This is a genomic window from Ezakiella sp., from assembly GCF_034180565.1.
Lineage (GTDB): Bacteria > Bacillota > Clostridia > Tissierellales > Peptoniphilaceae > Ezakiella.
In genome coordinates this window covers 1-24,843 of record NZ_JAXFOB010000033.1, presented here as the reverse complement: position 1 = coordinate 24,843, position 24,843 = coordinate 1, and the positions used below count along the sequence as shown (strand labels likewise).

At 34.7% G+C, this 24,843-nt stretch carries 28 protein-coding genes; all 28 read right to left on the bottom strand.

All coding sequences use genetic code 11. The features are described from left to right. Window positions 1-143: 143 nt before the first annotated feature. A complete protein-coding gene (locus tag SPI61_RS07350) occupies window positions 144-362 on the bottom strand; it encodes a hypothetical protein (RefSeq protein ID WP_321137474.1) in 219 nt (72 codons plus the stop codon). Between the two features lie 177 nt (window positions 363-539). Beyond that, window positions 540-1,280: a hypothetical protein gene (locus tag SPI61_RS07345; protein WP_321137473.1), complete on the bottom strand. Its 741-nt coding sequence runs from the start codon at window positions 1,278-1,280 to the stop codon at window positions 540-542. Window positions 1,281-1,373: 93 nt separating this feature from the next. Further along, window positions 1,374-2,297 carry an alpha/beta hydrolase gene (locus tag SPI61_RS07340; protein WP_321137472.1) on the bottom strand — a complete coding sequence of 308 codons (924 nt, stop codon included), beginning with the start codon at window positions 2,295-2,297 and terminating at the stop codon, window positions 1,374-1,376. A gap of 125 nt (window positions 2,298-2,422) precedes the next feature. After that, window positions 2,423-4,213 carry a serine hydrolase domain-containing protein gene (locus tag SPI61_RS07335; protein ID WP_321137471.1) on the bottom strand — a complete coding sequence of 597 codons (1,791 nt, stop codon included), beginning with the start codon at window positions 4,211-4,213 and terminating at the stop codon, window positions 2,423-2,425. A 201-nt stretch (window positions 4,214-4,414) separates the two neighbouring features. Next, window positions 4,415-4,816, bottom strand: a complete 402-nt coding sequence (locus SPI61_RS07330; protein WP_321137470.1) for an HIRAN domain-containing protein — start codon at window positions 4,814-4,816, stop codon at window positions 4,415-4,417. Next, on the bottom strand, window positions 4,809-5,621 hold the full coding sequence (locus SPI61_RS07325; protein WP_321137469.1) for a molecular chaperone DnaJ: 813 nt from the start codon (window positions 5,619-5,621) through the stop codon (window positions 4,809-4,811). Before SPI61_RS07325 ends, SPI61_RS07330 begins: the two co-directional genes overlap by 8 nt. Window positions 5,622-5,741: 120 nt before the next feature. After that, window positions 5,742-6,641 (bottom strand): DUF422 domain-containing protein, encoded by a 900-nt coding sequence (locus SPI61_RS07320; RefSeq protein ID WP_321137468.1) that lies wholly within the window; start codon window positions 6,639-6,641, stop codon window positions 5,742-5,744. A gap of 175 nt (window positions 6,642-6,816) precedes the next feature. After that, a complete protein-coding gene (locus SPI61_RS07315; protein WP_321137467.1) occupies window positions 6,817-7,482 on the bottom strand; it encodes an MgtC/SapB family protein in 666 nt (221 codons plus the stop codon). A 140-nt stretch (window positions 7,483-7,622) separates the two neighbouring features. Beyond that, on the bottom strand, window positions 7,623-8,201 hold the full coding sequence (locus SPI61_RS07310) for a PepSY domain-containing protein (protein ID WP_321137466.1): 579 nt from the start codon (window positions 8,199-8,201) through the stop codon (window positions 7,623-7,625). A gap of 212 nt (window positions 8,202-8,413) precedes the next feature. After that, window positions 8,414-9,073, bottom strand: a complete 660-nt coding sequence (locus tag SPI61_RS07305) for an SIMPL domain-containing protein (protein WP_321137465.1) — start codon at window positions 9,071-9,073, stop codon at window positions 8,414-8,416. Window positions 9,074-9,445: 372 nt separating this feature from the next. Further along, window positions 9,446-9,856 carry an arsenate reductase ArsC gene (locus SPI61_RS07300; protein WP_321137464.1) on the bottom strand — a complete coding sequence of 137 codons (411 nt, stop codon included), beginning with the start codon at window positions 9,854-9,856 and terminating at the stop codon, window positions 9,446-9,448. Window positions 9,857-9,949: 93 nt separating this feature from the next. Next, window positions 9,950-10,189, bottom strand: coding sequence for a thioredoxin family protein (locus tag SPI61_RS07295; protein WP_321137463.1), 240 nt, complete (start codon window positions 10,187-10,189; stop codon window positions 9,950-9,952). Between the two features lie 8 nt (window positions 10,190-10,197). After that, window positions 10,198-11,127, bottom strand: coding sequence for a CobW family GTP-binding protein (locus SPI61_RS07290; protein WP_321137462.1), 930 nt, complete (start codon window positions 11,125-11,127; stop codon window positions 10,198-10,200). Window positions 11,128-12,075: 948 nt separating this feature from the next. Continuing rightward, window positions 12,076-12,717: a DUF1638 domain-containing protein gene (locus tag SPI61_RS07285; protein ID WP_321137461.1), complete on the bottom strand. Its 642-nt coding sequence runs from the start codon at window positions 12,715-12,717 to the stop codon at window positions 12,076-12,078. A gap of 14 nt (window positions 12,718-12,731) precedes the next feature. Then, entirely contained in the window at window positions 12,732-13,199 is a 468-nt protein-coding gene (locus SPI61_RS07280) for a GNAT family N-acetyltransferase (RefSeq protein ID WP_321137460.1), read from the bottom strand. 229 nt (window positions 13,200-13,428) lie between these two features. Next, complete coding sequence (locus SPI61_RS07275; RefSeq protein ID WP_321137459.1) at window positions 13,429-14,472, bottom strand: Fic family protein; 1,044 nt, start codon at window positions 14,470-14,472, stop codon at window positions 13,429-13,431. Window positions 14,473-14,656: 184 nt separating this feature from the next. Beyond that, window positions 14,657-15,301 (bottom strand): alpha/beta hydrolase, encoded by a 645-nt coding sequence (locus tag SPI61_RS07270; RefSeq protein WP_321137458.1) that lies wholly within the window; start codon window positions 15,299-15,301, stop codon window positions 14,657-14,659. A gap of 47 nt (window positions 15,302-15,348) precedes the next feature. After that, window positions 15,349-15,837, bottom strand: coding sequence for an NUDIX hydrolase (locus SPI61_RS07265; RefSeq protein ID WP_321137457.1), 489 nt, complete (start codon window positions 15,835-15,837; stop codon window positions 15,349-15,351). Between the two features lie 216 nt (window positions 15,838-16,053). Continuing rightward, window positions 16,054-16,674: a class I SAM-dependent methyltransferase gene (locus SPI61_RS07260; protein ID WP_321137456.1), complete on the bottom strand. Its 621-nt coding sequence runs from the start codon at window positions 16,672-16,674 to the stop codon at window positions 16,054-16,056. A gap of 395 nt (window positions 16,675-17,069) precedes the next feature. Then, window positions 17,070-17,690 (bottom strand): hypothetical protein, encoded by a 621-nt coding sequence (locus SPI61_RS07255; protein ID WP_321137455.1) that lies wholly within the window; start codon window positions 17,688-17,690, stop codon window positions 17,070-17,072. A 461-nt stretch (window positions 17,691-18,151) separates the two neighbouring features. After that, complete coding sequence (locus tag SPI61_RS07250) at window positions 18,152-18,997, bottom strand: aminoglycoside phosphotransferase family protein (protein WP_321137454.1); 846 nt, start codon at window positions 18,995-18,997, stop codon at window positions 18,152-18,154. Between the two features lie 161 nt (window positions 18,998-19,158). Beyond that, on the bottom strand, window positions 19,159-19,617 hold the full coding sequence (locus SPI61_RS07245) for a GNAT family N-acetyltransferase (protein WP_321137453.1): 459 nt from the start codon (window positions 19,615-19,617) through the stop codon (window positions 19,159-19,161). A 237-nt stretch (window positions 19,618-19,854) separates the two neighbouring features. Next, window positions 19,855-20,250 (bottom strand): hypothetical protein, encoded by a 396-nt coding sequence (locus SPI61_RS07240; RefSeq protein WP_321137452.1) that lies wholly within the window; start codon window positions 20,248-20,250, stop codon window positions 19,855-19,857. A gap of 48 nt (window positions 20,251-20,298) precedes the next feature. Further along, the gene (locus SPI61_RS07235; RefSeq protein ID WP_321137451.1) at window positions 20,299-20,451 is read right to left on the bottom strand and encodes a hypothetical protein; all 153 of its coding nucleotides are present in this window, start codon (window positions 20,449-20,451) and stop codon (window positions 20,299-20,301) included. A 29-nt stretch (window positions 20,452-20,480) separates the two neighbouring features. After that, entirely contained in the window at window positions 20,481-20,621 is a 141-nt protein-coding gene (locus tag SPI61_RS07230; RefSeq protein ID WP_321137450.1) for an adenine-specific methyltransferase EcoRI family protein, read from the bottom strand. 324 nt (window positions 20,622-20,945) lie between these two features. After that, complete coding sequence (locus SPI61_RS07225; protein ID WP_321137449.1) at window positions 20,946-21,806, bottom strand: class I SAM-dependent RNA methyltransferase; 861 nt, start codon at window positions 21,804-21,806, stop codon at window positions 20,946-20,948. 58 nt (window positions 21,807-21,864) lie between these two features. After that, complete coding sequence (locus tag SPI61_RS07220) at window positions 21,865-24,657, bottom strand: class I SAM-dependent DNA methyltransferase (RefSeq protein WP_321137448.1); 2,793 nt, start codon at window positions 24,655-24,657, stop codon at window positions 21,865-21,867. A gap of 86 nt (window positions 24,658-24,743) precedes the next feature. Continuing rightward, on the bottom strand, window positions 24,744-24,843 hold a 100-nt coding region (locus SPI61_RS07215), incomplete at its 5' end, for an IS3 family transposase (protein WP_321136885.1).

The window sequence follows — 24,843 nt, the reverse complement described above, 5'->3', positions numbered from 1 at the left end:
TATATTATATTTTTTGGAAAGATAGTCTTTTCCATAGCCATCTTCGTTTTCTTTAATTATTTTTAATTTTTCTTCATATGTTATTTTATTCATTAAAATGCCCCCTTATTTCCGTGTCCGGATTTAAGGGGGCAGTACACAATTTATTTATTTTTCAATTCTTCAATATTTTTATTGAGCCTGTCCAAAAGCTTGATAATAATAAAATTTTGCTCAATTAATCCTTGCGCATAGCTGAATTTTGCAGTTTTTGAAATCTCATACAGCTTTTTTATGTCCTCTACGTCCAACTCCTCCAATTTGTAGTTCTCGACAAATTCAAGAATCTTTTCATCTTCCGTTTTCTTATTAAATAGTCCCATAAATTCTCCTTTCAAAATATTTATACCCAAAAAATCCGTGAGCCGAAACTCACGGATAGATCTAGAACAAGTTATATAGTTGTCCGAGCGGAACTTTGTCCACCGGTTCGCAGGTGATGAAATATATATGAAAAGGGGAGAGAAATTGCAAACAAAAAACGCGGTCTTGGCCGCGCTCTATTTATTTGCTATTTTATTTCCGTCATCGTAAATCTTCTTCAGTGCTTTCATGTCGCCGTCGACAATCACTTTTTCAGGCACACCGAAAACGTTAATCGCGTTCGCCCAAGTTTCCGCTTTGTCTTCATCTTCCTTGTCGGCGAGAGGGATAATAAGACCTGAAAAACTTTCGACGGGAATTTTTCTTTTCGCAAGCACCGCCTGAACTTTCTTCAAATTGTCCATAATATCTTCGAGACTTGGACTTTCCGCATATGATTTAAAATTTGCCACAACAGTGCTCGGCAAATCATCCGCATCGAAAACCTGGTCCAAATTCAAATAAGAGCGATAATACTTTTCGCCGCTCGGGCTGAGCCTGAAATCGAAATCAAACCCGTTTTCATTTGCGATTTCGTCGCTTAGATTATTTAAAAAATCAACATATCTTCTGAAAGTGTTTAGTTCTCTGTCGCCGTATGAATCGTACTTCAAGCGTCCCAAACTGTCAAAAATGAGCTCGAAACTTGAGTCGGGACTGTTTTTGTCTTGAAGTCTCACGACATATTTCGCATCTTTAAAATTGTAGAAAGCTCTCTCTTTTTCGAGCTCAAGGTCGGTGTAGTGCGTTTTTAAATAATCGTTTGCCGCCTTGTTTGCAAGGACTCTACTTATGGGATTGCCAAAAAATGCAACCGCAAAAAACAAAATAATCGCCAAAGCCACGCCAATAGAAGTGTAAATTAAAACTTTTTTCATCTTGAAAATCTCCTTGTACTATATTATAGCACAAAGAATTCAAGTATAAAACAAAAGAGATATGCATGTGCCTATCTCTTTTTAATTAATGAGTTAAAGCCGACTTTTATATTTTTCATATATATCATGCAGAATTTTTGAAAACTCCTCGGACTTGGAGATCATAAGCGCATGAGTTGTATCTTTCATAATGTACAAATCTTTTTCCGGCGCTTCAACTTTGTCGAAATAATCCGCCGACAACTTGTAGTTAACCTGATAATCCATATCGCCGTTAATATTTATATATGGAACGCGATATTCATATTTACCGGTCAGTGAAAACGACTTAAATTCATCCGTTCGAAAAAAATCGAGATACATCTCTTTGTCACGCTTAAAATAAGAAAACCAATCCTTCACGGAATAGTTCGGGTTGAATAAAATTGCCGCCGGAAAAAAATAGTCGGCGCCGTCTTTCATAATATTATATCCATATTTTTTTAAAATCTTATTCTTCGCTTTAATCGAATCCGGTGTAATGTCTTCCGGGTGTACTTTTTCTAAGAGTTTAAGCGTTTCCTCATCATTTTTCGCCCATTTTATAGCCTCTTTTTTAAAGGCTTCTTCGTTTCTGACAATATCGACAAGCTGACCGCATCCTATGAACAAATTATAACAGTCGGGATACGCGAGCACCAGATTTGCACCGTAAATGGAGCCCCAAGAATGCCCGAGAAGGGTTATCTTGTCGACGTTCAAATAAGATTTTATAAATTCGGTCATCTCTTTTCCGTCTTCCATGAGCATATCTTTTGTGAGAGTGATATTATTTTGCGATTTATTATAACTCTTGCCGCAATTTCTCTGGTCCCATGTCACAACCGTAAAAATGTCTGCCCACTTGCGCGTGAAAGCGTAGTCGATTTCGCTTGTCGACGAGCCGGGACCGCCGTGCAAATAGAGTAGAACCGGATTATTTTTGTTTTTACCGTAAATATTTATCCATTGTTTCGTCTCGTTTATTTCGACGTACATGAACTCGTTTATGCCACCGGTTGGAGTGCGTTTGTTAATTAGGGATCCTATATACTGCAAGATTAGAATCAAAGCGATTAGGATTAAAAAAATACAAACTAGTTTTTTCAAAACTTTCATTATTTTTAAATTCTCCAAAATTTATACATTTCAAAAATTATGATTACCATGTATTGAGTAATTGCCAAGAGTGTTGTTATGAAGAATTTGCGCTGTTCTTTCTTTGTAGAGTTTTCATAATGCTTATTCTTTGCATGACTGACAGAAACTGCAATTAATATTAACAGGATTGCAAAAATTGCACTTTGCAGCATATAAGATGTTACACTTCCGATTTCTCCGGTTCGATATCCATTATTTAGTCGTACAAATACAATAAATAAATTTATTAAACCCAGACCCATTAAAGCAGAGATGATATAAGAATCTTTTCTGAGAGAGTTTTTTTGTAATTCATTTTTTCTTTTGATAAAGTAATTAAAAGCGCAAACTAATAAATTAATAATTCCATAAATACCTGCAACGATAAATAATATTATACACATAATATTAGTGAGGGCCTTAGGGGTTGAAAGAATAAAGTCGGAATATTGCGTTTCCAAAATTCCGTTTTCCTCATACCACCAATTCTCCAAATCTTCTTCATCATACGATGTGACACTCATTGCACCTAAAAATGAGAGCGGACCTCTAATTATTCCGCGTGTGTTCAAAACCAATCCCTTGGGCACAGTTCTATTAATTTTAGCAAGTTTAGAATCTTTAAATTTTCCAAATATAAGTTCATACATTTCGTAATTGTAAACGGTTTCATGAGCCTGATTCGTCATAACAACTATCCCGACTCCGCTAACAGGGTCGAATTGCAGCATTGCCGAACATCCGAAAGTGTTGCCTCCGTGACCGATAGTTTGAACTCCGTATTCGTTTGCGAAAAAACCGTGAAAATTTTTAGGAATGTTTGTTGAACCGTAATAACTTGTAGGTGTGTAGACTTCTTTTATTGTATCGGCATTTTTAAAAAGGGGGGAAGGGTTTTTTTCGTCAGGTGTAAGAGCGCGAGCAAATTTTTTTAAATCGTCAATAGTTCCCGCTGCACTACCGGCAGGGTAGAGATAAATGTAATACATTCCGGGGCCGTCAATTACTTTACCGTTTATATCATAACATTTCAGTTTTTGTCTTTGAGAGAGAACCCATGGATTGTCGGAATAAGTAGGACTGATTGAAGTATGTTTCATATCAAGCGGTTCAAATATATTCTTATGAACATAATCCACATAATCCATTCCTGAAATCCTTTGAACGATAAAAGCGGCGAGTGTTGCCGACCAATTGGAATATGCGGTGTGCTCTCCCGGTGCGTAAACTTGCTTAGGTTGTCGAAACTTTAGAGCGTCTTCGAGACTCTTTGTGTCGGTTATATCGGTTGTTTGAATAAAATACGTATCCTGAAAACCGGCCTTATGATTCATAAGATCAATAATAGTTATAGGTGTGTCGAAGCTCAAATTTTTTAGAAAATCTTTAGGTAAATAGCTTTTTATATCAGCATTTAAATCGATTTTACCATCTTCATATAGTTGCATGATACTTACCCATATAAAAAGTTTTGAAATAGAACCCCATTCATAGACCGTGTCGGGTTCTGACTTTAGATTTGAGGCTTTATCCATATAACCGAAAGAATTTTTATAAACTATATCATCTTGGTCATAAACAATAACATTCATACCGCAAGTGGTTTCTTTATTTTCATTGACATAATTTTCTATCGCTCTCGGTAAATCTTCATATTTGAGTCCGGATGGTAATTTTTTATTAGATGCGCCAATGACATGAGATTGAATAAATATCAAATTAAAAATCAGAATCAGGAAAAAAGATTTTCTAAAAAGTTTTTTTATAGTTCTCATAACATACCTCCGAAGTTATTAATTCTATTTTACTTTTTAAATATATATGTGTTGTATGAAAATTATCAATATATTGTAAAATTTACAAAAATTTAAACCGTGTGAATTCGATTTCATCAAATTGCAATCATACAAAAAGCGATAAACGAAAAACGCTTACCGCTAATTTTATATCTATATTTAAATTTACTCACAATCTCTTTAACTTTCGTGCAGAAATATTTTTATAGTAATTTTCAGCCATGTGCCTTCCGTTTCTTTTTTTACAATTTTCGCAAAGAGGACTTTGCCGGCGTCCATCAGCCGCGAAAAGACAACATTGTCGCGGCGGGGGACATAGCCGATTTTTATCTTGTCGAGCGTTTCAATGCGAATCGCCTGTGGGTCGTGCGGATTTTCGGGTTCCCTATAAAACACAAGTCGGTCGCCCTCTTTGAGATTTAATCCGATTGCTTCGATTCCTTCGATATGGGACGTCCCTGCGACAAATGTGTCGAAGAGATAGATGTCCCGCTCAAAAGGTTTCGGAAGCGTGATTCCCGTATTGCTTTTTAAAAGATAATCAATAAGTTCGCTTGTGTCCTTTTTCGCTAAATCACTCATCACTATCACCCGACAATTCCCTAATATATTCTTCCTGGGTTCGGATTGCATTCTCAAAATTTTCGATTTCTTTCTCGAGTTCGTTCAATTTTTCATTCTTTTTATTTTCGTCATACAAATAAACTTGCCAAATATACGGCTCGGTCGATTTTATTTTTTCGATGTCTTTTTGAACGCTTTCGACCAAAGTTTCGAGTCTCGTCGCTTCCTTTTCCAAAGAGTCGGCTGGGGAAGTCATCGTTTCATCTTTCACTTCCTCGCTCCCGACAATCTCAAAAATTATTCTTATGGCGGTCAGGTCGCCGTGTTTGTGGCACTCCGTCGCGCGATAAAAGAGTTCTTTCTCGGCTTCCGTAATTTTAGGATTGAGGTCCGGATGTAGCTTCTTCACAATAACTCTGTATAATTTTTTCATCTCATTTACTTCGTCCTTGCTCAAAGATTTGAGTTTCGAGCGTTCGAGAGCATTATTCACTTCGGAAATCTTTTCGTCAAGCTTCCTTTTGTAGTCGATGAATTCATTGTCAAGGTCGGCTTCAATCGCCTTTATATTAATTTTTTCTTCGCGATTCTTCTTCGCTTGAATCATATCTTTTTTTCTTCGCAGACGAAGATATTCGCAGTAAGCTTTGTAGAGCCTGTATTCGAGTCCGCCGAAAAGGAGAGTGTACTTCGTTTTGATGTTCTCGCAAACTATTGACTCAAGATTGTCCTTTTCAATCAAAAGCTCTTCCAAATTCTCTCGGAGCATTTTAATTTTTTCTTTTAAATTTTTTGTATCCGGAAATTCCACAATTTCTCCCATAACAATCCTCCTTACTTTCATTTTAAATAAAATATAAGTCTTCGCCGATTAATTCATGGTGAAAATTCTGACTTTAGGCGACAAGACGAACGGGAATTTAATTCATTTAACTCCTTAAAATTACACCGCTTCCTCGAAATCTATAAGCGCCAATGCCATAGTAAGGAGAAATAGAATAAATGCAAAAATTCCATAGAGGGGCAGGGCGGCAAAAATTTTGAGTTTAAATAGCGCGGCGATACAGTAGGCGTACATGCTGAACCAAAAGATTAAAAGGGCAGGGTCTTTTTTTGATTTTAATATAATCTTTTCTCTTTTTTCTATAAGCGTAATTATAAGTTTTACGAAAATGAATAGCCACAACAAAACAAAAGCGATAGAGGAAAACCATTCATCGGTAATTTTGTTTAAAAAAAGTGCGACTGCGCTTGCGATGCCCACAAATAAAACACCGCCCGCGCCGATTAAAAGCGATTTTAAAACATTCACATTCGATTCGCCGTTTTTCTCCCAAGATTTTAAAGTCATATAAACAATTGCCGGCACTTCGAACATATATCCCAAAAAATTTACCCAAATTACACTCATAAACATATTGTGCGAGATGTTGAGAGTAATCGGGCGACCTTCCCATACCCAAAAACCGCCGTTTAGCCTTATGGCTGCAACGTCGAGGAGCAAATCCATGCTCACGATGAGCCAACCGCTCAAAAGTGCGGTCATGAAATTTCCGAGCGAAAACTTATTTGCAATTCTTAAAGCGCAAACTGTGATTCCTCCCCACATCAAACCTCCGAAAAATGGAAACTGATATGGCTCAAAACCGATACTTATGAAAAAATCTTTGCTGTAGTGATAAATTCCGGTGAATCGCACCGCCAAAAGTTCAAGCGCAAAACCGGCGAGTGCGCCCGAAATCAAAAGCCCCAACTCGTTGTAATTCTTCTTTTTTAAAATGTCCGCAACCAAAATCAAAACTATAAAATAACACATAATTTCAAATCCGTTTATCCAATTCATAGTGTGCGCCTCCGTGAAATTTAAATATGTATGCGCCGGCTCGCTCGCTTTAAAAGAGCGGGGCAGTATATATTAATTATATCATAAACTATAATTAATAATCCATATCGTTTTATACAAAAAATGGCTTCTAAGAATCGAACTTAAAAGCCGCCATATATACTGAATATTAATATTATTTGTCACTCAAACTTACAGATTTCAAATGAAAATCCGATTTTAATTCATTGAAAAATTCATCAATATCATAATTTTTATGAAAAGATAAAGTCGCCTCAACCACTGAAATGTCATCCATATCCTCATCGACAACATCCAGCTTTCTTACCTCGACACCCTCTTTTTTAGTGATATCAAGAAAACTGTCCTGCTCAAAATTATTTGTATCAAAAGTCAAGATATATGACTTTGTAGTTCTCTTATTAATAAAATCGCTGAATCCCTTCAAGGATACCAAAGTTATTAGGCAAATGACAGTTGCAATTATTGCGCCCTCATAATATCCGATTCCCACAGCAAGACCGATTGCAGCGGAGAGCCATAGAGTTGCAGCTGTTGTTAGACCCGAAACGCCGTCCTTCTTTTGAAGTATAGTTCCGGCGCCCAAAAAACCGATTCCGCTCACAACTTGACCCGCCATTCTTGCGACGTCTCTGGCTTTGTCGCTTGAAATCTCTCCGATTGCATCCACTCCTATAAGCATAATCAAACACGCACCGACGCTCACAATAATATGAGTTCTAAAGCCGGCGGCTCTGTGTTTCATTTCCCTTTCGACACCGATTATAGCTCCTAAAAAAGCAGCTAAAAATAGTCTGATTGCCACTAAAAATACATCCATATTTGCCTCCTTAATAATAAGTTGATACCCAATAAACATTTGGTATAAAACGTCTTATAAAATTTAATGTCGTCTTAAATCATGAAACGAAAAAGGGGAGATGTTAAAAAAATCCCCCGGATACTCCGGGGGAGAAAATTCTATAGGTCTTTTTTAATCAATTCACCGGTTTCCATATTGTATTTATACTCAATATCCTTGCCGTTTAAATTTTTAACTTCTACTTCCAATTGAGTGTATGCTCCGATTTCGTCATACTCTATGGAATATGAATCCAAATAATAATCCGAACCCGCATCTTTGATGGTCTCTGCAACAAAATCGTCCACCTTTGAAATCAAACTTGTGTCAATAGCTTTTTTATTTGCTGTGTTGTCCTTTTCGAAATTGTCTTTGATAATGGAACCGTCTTTTGCGGAGATTTCCATATCGTATTCATTTGAATCATCAAAAGCTTCGATTTCATATTTGGCAACTTTATTGTCTACATCAAAGCTGATGTCTTCAATATTTGCTTCCGGATACTTGTCTGTAAACACCTTGAGAGCATCTTCCAAACTGATGTTTTCAGCAGCTGCTTGGTCTGTAGCTTTTTCATTGGTTGTATCAGTAACTTGTGTTTCATTCTTTGTATTCGTATCTGTAGGTGTTGTTGTATTTGCTTTTTGGCAACCTACAAATGCAAAAGCAAATACTAAAACTAAAATAAATTTCTTCATTAAATAAATCATCCTCTTTTACATAGATATATACCCGAAATATAAAAAATCAAACATAAAATTAACTTGAGTAAATGAAGTAACAATTTTCTGAAGAATGTGAAACGAAAAATTTATTTTTTGAATAGAGCTAATCAAACTGAAAAATTTATAATAGCAGTTTTTTAATTGGCTCACTCCAACTCATATACTATACAGCCGCTCGAGTGTATTTATTTAATTTCCCAAACAACGGTCACCGCGTCGGCGAGGTCTATATCGTCAGCCTCTATGTCGATGTCGTAGGAGTCCATCGGCATGGCCATCATTTTGGAATCAAGTGCAAAAGTGTTTATCGGACTTGAACTGAAACGAATTTCACCCCATGAATAATTGATGTCGACAATTTCGCCCAAATTCACATCTGCCGATTCAGCCAAAACTTTCGCTTTGTGAGTTGCGTCTGCAATTGCATTTTTTAAAAGTTGATCCTTTGCACCTTCTCGGTCCGAAATTGTGTAGTCGATGTCGAACTTAACCTTAATCGGACACCTTGAAAGAGAGTAGAGGACCTTTCCCAAAAGCTCGTTGTCGTTTGCAAACTTAATATAAGTGCGATGGATAAATTCGTATCCGACAAATTTGGACTTGGAATTTCCTTCGTAGTCTTTGTAACTCTCATAGGCGGTGTCGATGTCAAAAGAGGTGGTCTTTAAATCGTTTGAATCGAGCCCCGCAGACTTTAAAGTCTCTTTTAAAATCCTTGTCTGCTCAGATGAATGCTTTATAGTATCGCTGTATTCTTTGTAAGTACCGCTCGTGCGTAAAGTTAATTCAATCAAATCCGGTTTAAGGGAAAGTTTACCCTTGCCGGAAACTCTAATTGTTCTCATAATTTCCTCCCATATATTACTATAATATATTTTAATACTTATTCAAGTGATTGGCAAGTTTTCATTCAAGTAATTGTCCGAAATTTATTCAAGTGATTTGTGATTTTATGAACGTAATTTGAGATTCATCTAGCGTTATTACATTCTAAATATTTTAAAAATCGTCTCGATGTGCCTGAGACGAAACAATGAATAAAAGTCTTTTTGATATTGATTTTTGGGTAATAATATTTTTTAAATTAGTATATTTTAAGCAGTATAAAAAAGCTATATCTTCGTTCCGGCAATTGTTTATTAATTTGTACCGGATAAGAATATAGCTTTTTCAAAACCATTTTAACTTGTTTAAATGTCGACTTGGGCTTTTGCTTTTTAATAAATATCTCCTTTTTGAATTCTAATACTCAAATCTTTTACATTCTTTTCTATTTTAGATATGATTTCTCTAAAAAATTCATCGTCTCGTCCTGTAGGATCGTCTAACTTCCAATCCTCTGTATACTGATTTTCAACAATCGGACAAATTACATCACATCCCATGGTAATTGATATATCAATCGGAGGCAGGTCATCAATAAGTTTAGAATATTGGGTTTCTTCCATATCAATATTGTATATATCTTTCATTAATCTGACAGCATCTTGATTTATTTGTTTTTTTATTTGTGTTCCGGCTGAATAGGATTCAAACACATCTGAAGCATATTTTTTTGCCAGTGCCTCTGCGATTTGACTTCTGCAACTGTTATGAACACATATAAATGCAACTTTTGGCTTTTTCACTTTGAGATACTCTCCTTCTTTTTTATAAATTCTTAGACTAATTAGACAAATAAGAATACAAGAAATTATTTAAATTGCTAAAAGAAATAATTTTTACTTATATTCTTCAAAAATTTTCTTTAATTTATTTACGCCGGAAACTCTTCCGCTCACCACTAACTTATCGTCAACCATTACTGCCGGAGAAGTCGTAACACCTAGTTTAACAATATCTAATAGGTTTTGAACTTTTTCAACTTCAGCTTCAATACCAAGTTCTTCCAGAGCCTCTAGTACATTTTCATAAAGTTTTGTGCATTTTGGGCAACCTTCTCCAATAACTTTAACATTCATCTTATCACCTAGTTTCTTAATTTCATTTCTTTCTTAACTATTTCTTTCCAATTAGTATCAATTGTTCTTATAACTCTCGGACCAATTTTAGATAAAAACACCAGTTGAGATATTTCTCTTTCAGTATATGGTTTGAAATCAATTAATTTTTCCACAACATCAACCTGTGTCCATCCTTCTTCCAAGTGGAAAAATCCTTTTATGCGATAACAGTCCGGAAGTACTGCTTGTAAAAAGTCATTAAGCTCTTTTTTGCTTATAATGGCATCGCTTTCAAGCATTATGGTCTTCGGCTTATTATCTACAGTATTTAAGGAAACTTCATTATCTGCCCATTTTAATGCCATTAAGTCTTCATCAAGAAAGCCTAGGTCCACATCTCCCTTAACTGCTTTAACTATTTTGCAATTTGGATTTACTTTCCTGATTGCATCTTTTACACTGGATAAATGTTTCTCATCCACCAAGTCAACTTTGCTTATAATAGCCATATGACAATGGGCTAATTGGCGATCCACAGTTTCTTCATCTGTCAGTTGATCCAAGAAGTTAACTGCATCAATAAGACAAATGGCAGCTTTAAACTCATAAACATCACCGGACAGTTCCTTTACCGATTCTAAAATTTCTTCAATATTTGAAGGATCCGCAAGTCCTGAACTTTCAACAAAAACATAATTCAGATCCATTTTTGCCATTTCTGCAAGAGCTTGCACAAAAGAGAGTTTTAAACATGAGCAAAATATTGAACCCCTGCTTATCTCGGTCATATGAATACCATTTTTATTTATTAATTCTCCATCAACACTTAGTTTACCAAATTCGTTCTGAATGATTCCAACCTTTTTATCTTCCAATTGTTCTAAAATCTTTAATAATAATGTTGTTTTTCCTGAGCCTAAAAATCCTGTTAATACATATAATTTTTTCTTTTCCAAAATACTACCTCCACAATATTAAATCAGTATATTGCTTAATCCATTAAATAGATAACTTACAGGGATTATTCCAAGAGTACGAGTAGCAATAAACATATCGAAAAGCTTTTAAAAGAGATGAATTCTTCTGATTTACTTTTGTACATAATTTATCTTCTTATACATTGGCACATTTAAATAATTTTATATATTCTGCAAAAATATTAGTATTCCATCCTTTGTTAATTTTATTCTAACATACATATAGAGAAAATTCAATATGTTATTGGCATATTTAAAAATAAATTTTTATATCTCTTAAAATTACAGTTCTTAATATGAGTTCTTTTATCTATTGAATTTTTATTTTTTTAAAATCAATCTTTCGTCCCAAGTATTCTCTGTGGATATTTTTTATTAAATTTGGTTCTTAATGAACTATCATTGGTTACACAAAAAAATGACTTTTAAGATTTTCTTTAAAAACTTAAAAGCCACTTGCTGCAGCATTTTTATAACCAATTATATTACTTTCTTGACGTTAATGTTATAGAATCAATCCAATCAGGCATTGCTTTGCTTGTCTTCTTGGTGAGTCTCAGAACTGCATCTTCAGATTAACCTAACTTCGTTATAATTGTGATACTAATGATGGGGAATTGGACATCAAAATTTTTATTTTCATTATAAAACTATATTTAAATTTTCGCACAACTATTTTGAATTATTTTTGATAATACAGAGAATGCTTATTCCGATTGCAGGAAGAGTTTTTTCGATTCTATGTTTATAAAGTTCAATGTTTAAAAATAATTATAAAAATAAATATTGTATATGAACAATAGGGACGTTCCGCACCTTTTCTCGCCATTATACAATAATTGGCGGATATAAATTAAAAATGGCGAGATTAAAATACAATCAATCTTCTGTCGGAACAATTTGTTTATATTTACTTATGCATTCGTTTTATATTTGTTCTCCTCGTTCCAATATAGTGAACTGTTCGTCCCATCTGCCTGTGAAAAGTTTTTCCAATAGATATGTGCCGCCCTCAACAAAGCCCAGCTTCGCACCGAGCCAGTCCGCATCTTCCTTTACAACGCGAACATAATCAGCTCTTCTACAGTCATTAATTTTTGTATCGATGATGTCTATCTCGTGGTAATATTTTTTCCAGTCCTCATGGTAATGCTTCTTCGTTTCTTCGTCCAAATTTTTAGTAAGCTTATCAAAAATCGCGTGAAAATTTTCTTTCATTGGATCTTTTTCGCGTACATATAAGTGCCCCGGTTCTTTTAAATCGCTTTTTACTTCATATGTATTCTGCAAAAGAAGTGAAACACACTCGTCAATCTTTGGAATAACAAGTCTGCATGGAGCCTTGACGCCATCCCATGAGCCGCCGCAGTAACCCATCGCAATCAAAATCGTGTCCACATCCTTGTCCATTGTCGTCAGCGTGTTAATGATGTGCTCACGCATCTCATTTGGATCTCTATGATACAAACGATTTAAATAAAATGCAGGGTAATTCGTATGAACTTTTCTTTGGGCCTCATCGATATAGTCTTTTAATGATGAGCATCCTAAAATTACGGTTTTTGACATAATATCACTTCTCTTTAAGCTAAATACTTTACATATATCTGACAAGGATTCCATTCGTCCCATAAATTCGGAAATACTTCTAACTCTTTATATCCGACTGCTTTATAAAATTTATTCGTTATGTCGTACTCATCGTAATGGCCGGACTGAACGGTTTTTACCTGTGTGTAAGTGTATCCCAAGTTCTTTGCCAAGTCTTCATAGGCATTATTTAGCTCTCTCCCAGCTCCATGATGATGGAACTTTTTCTTCACGCCAATGACAAAAATCTCTGCACAGTCGGGACTGCTCGCGCCAAGGACGATGAAGCCTACTAGCTCGTCCTTATAAAAACTTGCTAGGAACGGCTTTGCTTGCGACTCTTTAATGTAATTCTCTGTGCTCTCAGGTATGCCGAACCATTCTGGCAGGTCATTAAGCACTTCTCTTGCGATTCTTTCTTTTTCTTTTTTATCTATAATTTCTTTTACAATAAATTTCATGCTATAATTAGTCCATTGCATCCTTTTCTCTGTATTTATATGCTCTATAATTTTCTCCTTATAATTTCTTAAATCAAATATTTATCTTTTTTTCAATATACCTACTGCTTATAAATAAAGCTCCATTTACGTAGAGGCAAAGCCACTGATATTCATAGTAGCTATTTTCATTCCAAATAAAAAGACGTTTAAGAAGTCATCTACCTGTATTTTTGCTTGCGAAATAGTTTTAAACTCTAATATACTTAGTCGATCTTCCGCTGCCTAATTGTTTAATTAAGCCGCGGTCTTTTAATTCTTTCAATGCTCTTTCTATAGTTCTCTTTGAAATATCCGGGCAAAGAATCGCTATATCTGATTTAGATAATGGCTCTAATGAATTTTCAAACACCTTCATAACTCTTTCTGTAGAAGTTAAAGATTTTTCTGATATTAGTTTAAATCTTTCATCACATTCACTATATGCTTTGTAGATGACCGAGAGCATATATTTTATAAACGGCAACTCATCATTTGTTCCGGAATGCCAATTTTCACTTGAAGCTTGCAACTCTTCATAGTAAATATCTTTCGTCTCCTCGATAATCATTTCCAGTGAAATATATTTTCCTACAAAAAAACCGTTTTTATATAGTAGTAGAAGTGTTAACAGTCTTGACATTCTACCGTTTCCATCAGCGAATGGATGGATACATAAAAAATCATGAATAACAGTCGGTATTAGAAGTAATGGTGGGATTTTTAAGTTGACAGCTTCATTATAAGCTTCAATCATTGCATCAATATAAATTTCTGTTTCAAAAGCTGACACAGGTTGAAATCTTACTTTTTTCTCTCCAAGTGCATTTGTTTCAACTATACTGTTATCCATTGTTTTAAATTTTCCATTATGATTTTCCTCGGAATACGAATAAAGCCTATTGTGTAAGGTCAGAATATTGTTTTTTGTGAATTCAATATTCTCATAGTTTTCATGAATAATATCTAGAACTTCTCTGTAACCATATATCTCTTCTTCATTTCTATTCTTAGGTTCACTTTTTTTGTTCATCAACTCTTCCAGTCTTGTATCATTTGTAGAAATACCTTCTATTGCATTAGATGATTTAGTGGACTGAATTTTTGCAACCTCTATCATTTTATCGAGAACATCGGAAAAATTAGCCACATAAAGTTCTTGTTTGCCTTTATATTCATATATTTTTGATATTAAATCATACATATTTGCCGGTATATTTAAACTAATTAATTTTGAATAATTAAATTTTCTCATGAACTCTCACCACCTTTCTCGCCATTATACCATATTTGGCGTATATAAATCAATATTGGCGAGATTAATATCGCCATTTTAATAAATTTGGCTACGATAAATTAAAAATGGCGTAAAAAAATACAACCGATCTTCTGTCGGAGCGATTGATCATATTTTAGAGTCTATTTGCTAAGAAGTTTTTTCATTTTTCGCTGCTCAACCATTCGGCAATTTGTTCTGCAACACATCTCGGCTTTTGAGTATAAATCTCATGAGTTGTATCTTTAACAATTTTTATAGTAATATCATTGCGATTAGTTTTATAGTATTTATAAATTTTTACTTTTTTATATTCAAAAGCATAATTTGGACTGTCCGCAACAAAAAATAGCACAGGGGAGTGTAAATCAACTTCAAAAATATCTTTATAATCGTCAGCAATAATTGACATTAAATTTGTGATAGTATCCGGATTCATATTCAACTTATTTTTGATGATAATCTCTCTTGTTTCTTGTATCTCTTTCTCTAAATCTCTGTTTTCAAAATCATAACCGATGATACCACCATCCAAAATAATTAATTCGCAGGGATTTATCTCCTTATTAAATTTGAGTGCCAAATCAGCACCAATTGAGAACGCCATGACAATAGAGTCTTTAGGAATACTGTTTTTCAACCACTCTATAAAATCTTTCTCATCAACTATTTTAACGTTTACATTTGAATATTGCCCCGGAATATCCAAAAATTTTATCTCGTATCCATGCTTGTTTAACTCAGTGTTTAATAATTGTACAGACTCTTCAGTACTTCCTAAACCTGAAATAAAATATATTGTCTTCATAAAACCTCCGACACTTCCGGAAACAACTTTCGTATAGTCTAACCGGTTTATTTGACCCTTTCATCTGTAATTATATGTTCCACTCCGTTATGTTCCGAACGGAGAAATTCTTTCATAAATGTCGGATATGCTTTGCATTTATCAAGTTCATCTATCGACACCCAATGCATTGTTTCTTTAACGCCCGACATTGTAGTACTTTCGCTCGTAAAATCTCTTTTGCCCATCGGCTTCATCATATAGTAGAAAGTAACTTCATGGAAGTCCACTCCTTTTAAGCCGGAGGTGCCAATGAAAAAGTTCTCGTGTATCACGGCAAGGTGATCGACCTCATAACGAACTCCTGTCTCTTCAAAAACTTCTCTCTTTACGGCTTCTTCCGATGTCTCGCCCATGTGAACTGCTCCGCCGACTGAGTAGTAATAGTCGTCGACTTCATTTCTTGCAAAGAGTACACAATTTTCTTCGACTATGATGGCTGCCGCTCTATATCTAAATGCTTTTTTGTCGTCAATAATAGCACAATTATGCTCCATAGTTTTCTCCTTATAATTTTATAATAAATTTATTTGCACTTTTAATCCAACTAATTTCTAAACAATGAGTTGAAACAGTGGCTGCTGAAGCCGTCATAGTATTGTAGAGGCAAATTCTTGACATAAAAAGCTGTCGAATAAATATTCCAATATACTTTTCGGAAATATTACCATGCATTTTTACGTAAAAATTTTTAATCCACGAGAGCAAAATATTTAGGATATTTTTTTGGCAATCATAACACCAATAGGTGCAAGACCTCCATATACTAATTTCATTTCAACTGTTGAAAAACTATATTCCTCAATAAAATCTTCAAATTCTTCTTTATTCCATTCTTGATACATTTTAAATCCTAAAATAGACATTAAATTTTTTATAATTTTTCTTTGCTTTCCCTCTATCCATAGAAAAGTAGGGGCAAACAAAATTCCATTAGGTTTTAACACCCTATATATTTCTTTCATTGCCTCATCCGGCTTAGGCATAATATGAAGAGCATTGGCGATTAGGACACAATCAAATTTTTCATTTGGAAAAGATAATGATGTTGCATCGGCGGTTTCAAATGTAAGATTTTCGTATTCCCCACGCTTTTTAGCTTCTATAATCATTTGTTCGGAAAAATCTGTACCAATCCAATTTTTAGCATGCTTTGAAAGATTAAACGATAACTGGCCTGACCCACATGCAAGTTCCAGTACATTCATATCTTTATTCAAATAGGGAATAATGTATTTACAAACTTCATCATAAACACCTTTATCTTTTTTCATAAAAGGGGCATACAGCTTAGCAAATTTATCCCAAAATTTTTTATTGCTTTTATCAATCACTTTCAACACTCCTTGTAATATAAATTAACATGTTGATTCTATTTTTTCTAAGAATTTAAATTTATTCCAAACAAATTCATTGATTTTAGCATAGGTTCCATTACTTCAATACTTGTCAGATTAATCTCGCTTCGTTACACTACGGGCATTAATGCTAGGGCTTCGCCCTGTCGAATCAAACCAATCAGGCATCGCTTTGCTTGCCTTCTTGGTGATTCTTAGGACCAGACCTGCATATTAATCTCGCTTCGTTACACTCGCGACATTAATGCTAGGGCTTCGTGATGATAATCTTACATAAAGAAACTGGTCTTCGCGTTCATTGAAGAAGGGGAGGGGGACAAGAGAATTTTTTTGTATGGTGTAAGTCAAAGTCCACTGGAAACTGAAAGTAATTACTTTTTTTGTTCAAGAACCCTATCGATAAACATTTCTAAAAATTCTTTTGAATTTCCCCATCCTGCACCATTATTTTCATTTGAAAAATCAAATCCGGATATATCAGTTAATGCTTTGCTGCAAATCCATTCGTACAAACCGGCAATAGGACTTTTATATATGATCAAAAATAATGGTTTCATTGCTTTATTTTCCAATAAAATTACATTGTGATATTGTTTAGAATCCATTACATCGTGATACCATTCTCCTTTCAGCCAATAAAATTTATCCTTTTTTTCTTTTTCGCTAATTTTTGTACATATATCTTGTAATTGTTGAGCTATAAACGTGAGAGTTTTTTCATCAATATTTTTTAGTAGTAATTCCTCATCCACACCATTTTCAGTCACTTCGTCCCAAACAACATCTTCGTTTGGTTCTGTTTTATCTTCGTTTGGTTCTAATTTATCTTCGCTTGGTTCTAATTTCTCTTCTTTCTTTGTAGAAACTTGCTTTTCCGTTTTTATTTTATTGTTATTATTGCTGAAATCTTTTTGATTCTTACATGATGAAAAAAATAATATAAGACATATTACCAACATGGCAAGAAAAATATAATGCTTAAAGAGTTTCATTTATTTCACCTCATAAATTCTAATTTATCTAATTGTCGCTCAGATTATTATGTTAAATATTAACTCAGTGTCATCATTACCGTACGCCCGATATATTTCCGTTAAAGAAAAATATAATTTGTTCAGTTGCGTAATCATTTCTTATCAGTGGAGATAGAGAACCGAATCATGCGTATGTAATTTTATGGTAGGGAAGTAGCCTGTATCCCAGGACATCTCTGTCAAAAATTTTTAATAGAATATAAAATATTTTTTATTCGATCGCTCTAACTTTTATCTATATTATAACACTTATACACCGCTTTAGTTAAAAATATATTTGTTCAAATTAAATTTTATATAAAAAAATGGCTTCTAAGATTTGTAGGTCTTAAAAGCCATTTGATTTTATTTCATTCAATATCATAAATTATTAAATAATATATTTCTAATCAAAAATAACAACATCAAAAAACATATTATTATTTGCAATAATCAAGAAACACATTTTTAACGTAAGACAGGTACTCTACATTTGTTCTTCCGATTTTATAAAAATATGAATAGATAAGTATCATATAATACTTCACATAATCCCAATTGCAAGTGCCCTCTGACTGATAACCATCCATAAACAAAGAAATTTCTTCATCTGTGTTCATGAATTTCTGACCGTGACGAAGTATCAATGCCCAAGCAATATCAAATTCTTTATTTCCCCGGCCGGATAACTCAAAATCCAATATGGCTGATATATGCTTTTGTTGCCACAGAATATTGGCATAGTGAAAATCTCCATGACAGAAGCATTTATTAATTCTTTGAGGCTGATTCGAAATTAAATAATCGTAGACAAATTCTATGCCTAATTCTCGGAAATACTCTTTATCTGGTATATGAAAAAATTTGCGATCTTTTACATCATGAAAAATTCCTTCCGTCGCATGTAACTTTGCAAGAGCATTACCATATTCATAGAGATAGTCTAATGAAGCTCTATTAAAGTTATCTCCCACAATACTAGACAATCGCTCACCTTTCTTTGCAAGAGAGACGCAAAAATACTTCTTTTCATCATCGTAATCGATTATGCTTGGAGCAATATCACATTTAATAGCAGCTATGGTATTTATTTCATTTTCTATATCAGCACCGAACTGTCGAGCTACTTTTATATATGCTTCAACCTTCTCTTTTTTGTATATGCCTTTAACTTGGAAAACATCGTTGCCTGCATGAGGATAACCGATTACCTCTAACAAATGAAAATTTTTAAAGGGCAGGGAAAAAGGGTCTATCGAATCTCTCCATTTTTCCGGATGTTTCATGTTTATCACTTCCTAAAATAATATCACTATCTCCATTAATTTTATCAAATCAATCAAATCCGGCGTTGCTTCACTTGCATTGCTTCACTTGCATTCTTGCCAAGAATCTACAAGAACGTTCCACAAAAAAATGAACATTATACCGAGCACATCTAAGTATTTTAATTTAAATGTTGTATAAAAAATGGGAGCTCACAAATTTTTGCAGATTTAAAACTTTCGTAAAATTCATTTGCATTTTTATTTGTAGCTCTTATTAATCTAATTTCATCAATACTATGTTTTATACAGTCGCTGGTCATTTCATTAAACAATTTTTTTGCTATTCCTTGCTTTCTATTCTTCGGCAATACATACACCCAGTCGACATAGCATATTCTATATCCGTCTTGAAGACAAGAATAAAAATGATACTCTATTCTCCCGACAACCTTATCTTCGTACATAGCCAATATTGAAGTGCTTCTTTTTGATAATTCATCATCTAATCTTTTATAAAGCTTTTCTTTGTCTATATCAGTTGAACACATAAGTTCCGGTTCTAATTCAGTAGCCGATAATAAATAATCATAATATTTATTAAAATTATCTTTGTTTAGTTTTTCAAAAATATAATCCATAAGTCATCTCCAAAATAGTGAAATACTACTAATCAAATTATATACTAAAAAGATTCTACCTGCAAATTAATCTCGCTTCGTTACACTCGAGACATTTTAACAATTGTCTCGGCATGGCACGAGTTGACTTTATGAATGTCAAATACCACTTTTTATCCTTTCCATGTTCGACCAAACATATCAAAGGCATTTTTCTTGTTTGTGGGAACATATCACTCCCACACAAATTAGAATTTGTTATTCTTTTACGATTTTATCAATGCAGAAATAAACAACTATCATAATTAAAGATATTACCAATCCAACATAAAACTCTGGAAAGGCAAATTCGATACTATTATGAATACTCATTTTTCCTGTTATATTCATTATGTGCCAAGTAAAGAAAGTGTATATTTCAGAAATCACAATCCCTACTACTCCTAATCCACCAAAAATTTTATTGATTTTTTTATTTTTAAACGGAATCCATACACCTATAATAAAAAATAACATAGATATAATGCCTATTGGATTATGCAAGTTAATTAAACCGCTAATCTCTTGTACACCTTTCATTCCGCCATATTGGTTTAATAACATTGGTAATAAACTAATAACAAATACTATTGTTAATATAATCTTCTTTTTCATAAAATACATCTCACTTTCAAATTACGACTTATTGTTATGTTCACTTTTTCAGACAAAAAATTTCAAAACTAAATCTTTAAAATCTTTTACTTCTACATCATATATGTCGATGCCGCCGTCGCCTGTAGTATCATAAACATTTGTAACTACAGCTTTGTACGGTCTTACTTTTGTAGTTTCGTCGCCTACGACATCAAACAAGGAGAATTGCTTTTTTCAATTCGCGAAGTTCAATAGCAAGTTGCTATAAGCTTCTTAAGCTCTAAGCGATTAAAGTTAAGAACAAAATATTTGAAGAAATTCGATTCAAAAAGGTCATTACAATTGCATAAAACTATTTTATACTTAAAATGCTTTTTGTGGTATCGCATCTATTTTTAGATCTGTTAAATCTGTATAAAACTCATCTTTTTTGTTGCGAGCCGCTTTATTTAAACCTTCATGCCCAGCCATTTTCTTCTCCTTTTTATCTATATATAAAACATTTACATTATCAAATAAAATTTGTTAAAAGCTAAGTTCAACACTTCACTTTCATCATCATCTTTTAGTTTCAAAAAATAAACTCAATTCATAAGTCCATCATACTATACTATATTTATAGGCAAATTACCAATACGATTTACTAAACTAAGTATTACTACTAATCAAATTATATACTAAAAAGATTCTACTTGCAGATTAATCTCGCTTCGTTACACTCGAGACATTTTCACAATCGTCTCGCAATGCATCGTACCCGGGAACATGTCTATCACATGCACGGCGTTGTCTTTGATTTCGTACTCCGGCAGAAGCATTTTTATATCTCGTATTTGGGTTGTATGGTCGCAGCTCATGTAGACGATTTCTTTCGGGGCCATTTCTTTTATTCTCTCGATTAGTTCGGGAACGAGACCGCTTCTCGGCGGGTCGACGATGACTGTGTCCGCAAGCGGTAGTTTTTCTTTTGCGAGGTCGCCCGTGTCCATCGCTATAAATTTTGCGTTTGTTATGTTGTTAAGTTTTGCGTTTTCGCGTGCGTTAATGACCGAAGGCTCCCAAAGTTCAACTCCTAAAACTTCACTCGCTTTGTCGGCGACAAAGAGGGAGATGAGTCCGACTCCGGAGTATAGATCCAAAATTTTTCCGGTTCTTTTGTTCCCGATAATTTCGAGAGCTTTTTCGGCACCGTATCTGTTGTTTTGAAAGAAGCCGTCAATTTCCATTTCGTATTTTTTCCCGGCGATTTCCATTACCGGATGAATTTTGGAAGAGCGGTTTCTGTCTTTGTAGTCGGTGAAAAGTTTCCCTGTGTATATTCCATCGGTCGACAAAAAATCCCCGTTGTCGGCGCGCCTTATGGTCACAAATTTTCCACCGGAGATGTTTTCTGTTATGTCTTTATAAATTTCGCTCGCACCTTCGCCCAAAAGTGTTTCCATGTCCGGAACGTAGATTTTGTTCGTTTTGTTCTCGAAAAGTCCCACTTTTTTTCCGGCTTTGTGAAGACGGAGTTTGTTTACTCGATAGTCTTCATTTTTGTGCGGAACTCCTGGTCTATCCCATCTTGCCATGTAGTCATCCTCTCAGAAGTACTAATCTTAAATAAATAGTATTGATGTTTTTCTTGGATTACCTATCTTCAGTATTGTAACTCAGAAGCGGAGTATCTCCATCAACAATACCGTGAATCACTTCATCAATTTCTGTAACAATTCTCATTTGAGTGGCAATTATGTTAAAAAGATCAAGGAGTTCCCTGAAATCTTGTGCTGTAAATTCGCAATGAGTAAAACGGTAAGAGTGGAATTTAAGCCAGCAATCTTTTACAACATTGTATCCTGCCACGTTGAATTTCTGGATCGCCAAAGGGCAATACACACGTATTTCCGTACCATTTACTTCATCACGAACAATAAACTGTTCATTTTCCTCATCATACGGATTTTTTGAAGCAGACCTACTATGTTCAAGACGGAATCCATTTGGTAGCTGAGAAACAATGTTATCGTAGTCATATCCCAATATATTTTCTACCTCTACACCATTTTTCTCTAGAGTAGCTAATTGTTCACCCATATTTGACAATTGCAAGAAAATTTCCGCATCATTTACGACCGGAATGCGAGCACGACTCTCTGATTGATTAACGACAAAGAGCGCACCGTAGAATTCTTCCAGGAAAACCTGTGAGCAGAAAACAGCATAAGAATAAAAGACCATCTTTCTGGAGCACTCTGCCGCAGATAACCCTGTTAGTTCAGAGAGATGTTCAATAAGGTCTGGGTGTAGGTTGTTTATCACTTCATTGGTTCGAGTGTTCGGTATATATTGGTTCAGATAGATATGCCCATTACCTCTACGACTTAAATCATTATCTGGGAAGTACCAGCAGAACGAAGTGAATTGCCCAAGAGATTCATCAAGGTCTTTCGGCGCATGTGCTAACGCAAATCCAACAGTATCTTCTAAATCGTAAACAGCTTTAATTTCAGGTCTAATTCTTGCACCTCCACCACCAACACCAGCCTGATACTCAAAGATTTTCTCCCACAAAAGCACATTAGAATTCACAAACGGCCTAAATGAACATACACGAATATTTTCATTCAAAACTCCATCCAGTTCTTGCCTTGTGCTACAAGTCCTTAAAGCATCTTGAAACGCAGTGATTTTTGCATCGACAACATTTTTATCTTGTCTGCCAATCCATTCCTGTGCTTTCGGTATGCCTTCACTGCTTATCTCTCTGCTTCGACGTTTTAGTATAGGCTGCTTGACGTGTGTAAGCAATGCTGTCGGTGCCATCTTTGCACCAGAGCACTGATTTAGAAAGACTGCTTTATCACCATGCTCACTACTTATCGGCCAAAATTCAGAATACATTGTTTCGTTAAACGGTCTAGAAGGCATAAACGAATACATTGTGTCTGAAATATCAAAATTATCGAAGGATTCCATAATACTATTAATATCCGTTTCAAGTACTTCAAGCTTTTGTGCTCTTTTTCCACGAGAAATATCGAGATAGTTTATGTTAGTAATAGAAGTTGCTTCTCCATATTTCCTCGTCAACAGAATAACTGCACGTCCCTGCATGGTATAAAACAAGCTATCTCCTCTGATTCCAGTACGAGCATCAGTATCAATTGCAATAGCCCAGAGGCTTGAAAAATGTTCCGTTAAATATTTTCTGGCATACTTATATGATTCTGCCTCCAAGAAAGACAGTGGTACAACCATTGCTAAAACTGAATGATTCTCCGAATTAAGCAGCTTGTCACAACTCCAGCGAAGAAACTGCATAAAAGGATTATTAATCTGCTTCTGAATATTCTGCCGTCCATGGCGATTTTCAACCGGAGGACGGAAGTCATCCATCAAATCAATGATTTGCGAAAAGTCTGCCGTGGTGTTATTCCGAATAGAATCTGAACATGGGGGATTGCTGATTATTAGTTTTATTGGAAGGGAAGCTAATTCTTTAGCACGTATTAATTCTTCCCCTTCAATCGAAGCTGCGTTAGCTTCTTCATCAAAGAGACAATTACAAAGCGTGTTTGCAAGTAAAATATTAGTCTCTAAATTATTGCATGCATACTGACGTCCTACAACAGCCATTCGATAGTTGGCTAACATATATGGAGCTGGTAAAATCTCAAATCCACACAGCTTATATGCACCATCACCAAGGTCATGTGACACGACTCGTTCAAGAAACGATCCCGTACCACAGCAAGGATCTATGATAGTATTGCCAGCGTCATAAATAGAAGCACCATCAAAATGTTCCTCAACAATTCGATTGGTTAGTCTAACAATAAAATCGGCCAGTGATTTCGGAGTATAATATGCGCCATAGTCAAATCTTGACTGCTGATCAAATTTAGTAAGAAATAATTCAAACAGCCTATGATAATCCGGATTCATGAGCTGATAATCTGTCATTTCTACAAAAGACAGGAAGGAAATACATTCATCTACCCATTGACCTATGAAAGTGCCATTACTAGAATGGTCACGCAAGTATACCATTAAATTACGAAATGGCAAAAGAGCCTCACCATCGATTATATCATTAAATGCGAATTCCCGGATTTTGCTGGCCTTTTCTGCTGGAATATCACTGCTTGTACAAAGAACTCTTTGTGCATATAGCAGACAGAACATAACAACCTGGGCAGTAAAATCTGCAAATACAGAACCGGTTCTTAAGGTGGAATCATTGTGGTTGTATACTAATGCCTTAAGTCCATTTAAAAGGTTAATAACCTGACGTTCCTCTTCATTGAGTGCTTCATCAATAGACAAATCAGCATGAGCAAGAATATCATCAGCCAAATTTCTAGTACGAATTGCAACAAGTTCTACAAGTTTCTCTTCATCAATTCGCTGCGGCGCAGGATTAGTAAAAAACTGCTCCATGTAGAATCTAAACAGCGGATTCACAGGCAATCTAGACCAATCTGCTTGACATGCACCCACAAACCCGGACAAAATAACCGCGTTTACTACACGGCTTGTAACCTGTACTCAACAGGTGACAGGCCGTGTAATTTTGTCTTTATTCTCTTGTTATTATACCAGTCAATATATTCTCTAATAGCACTC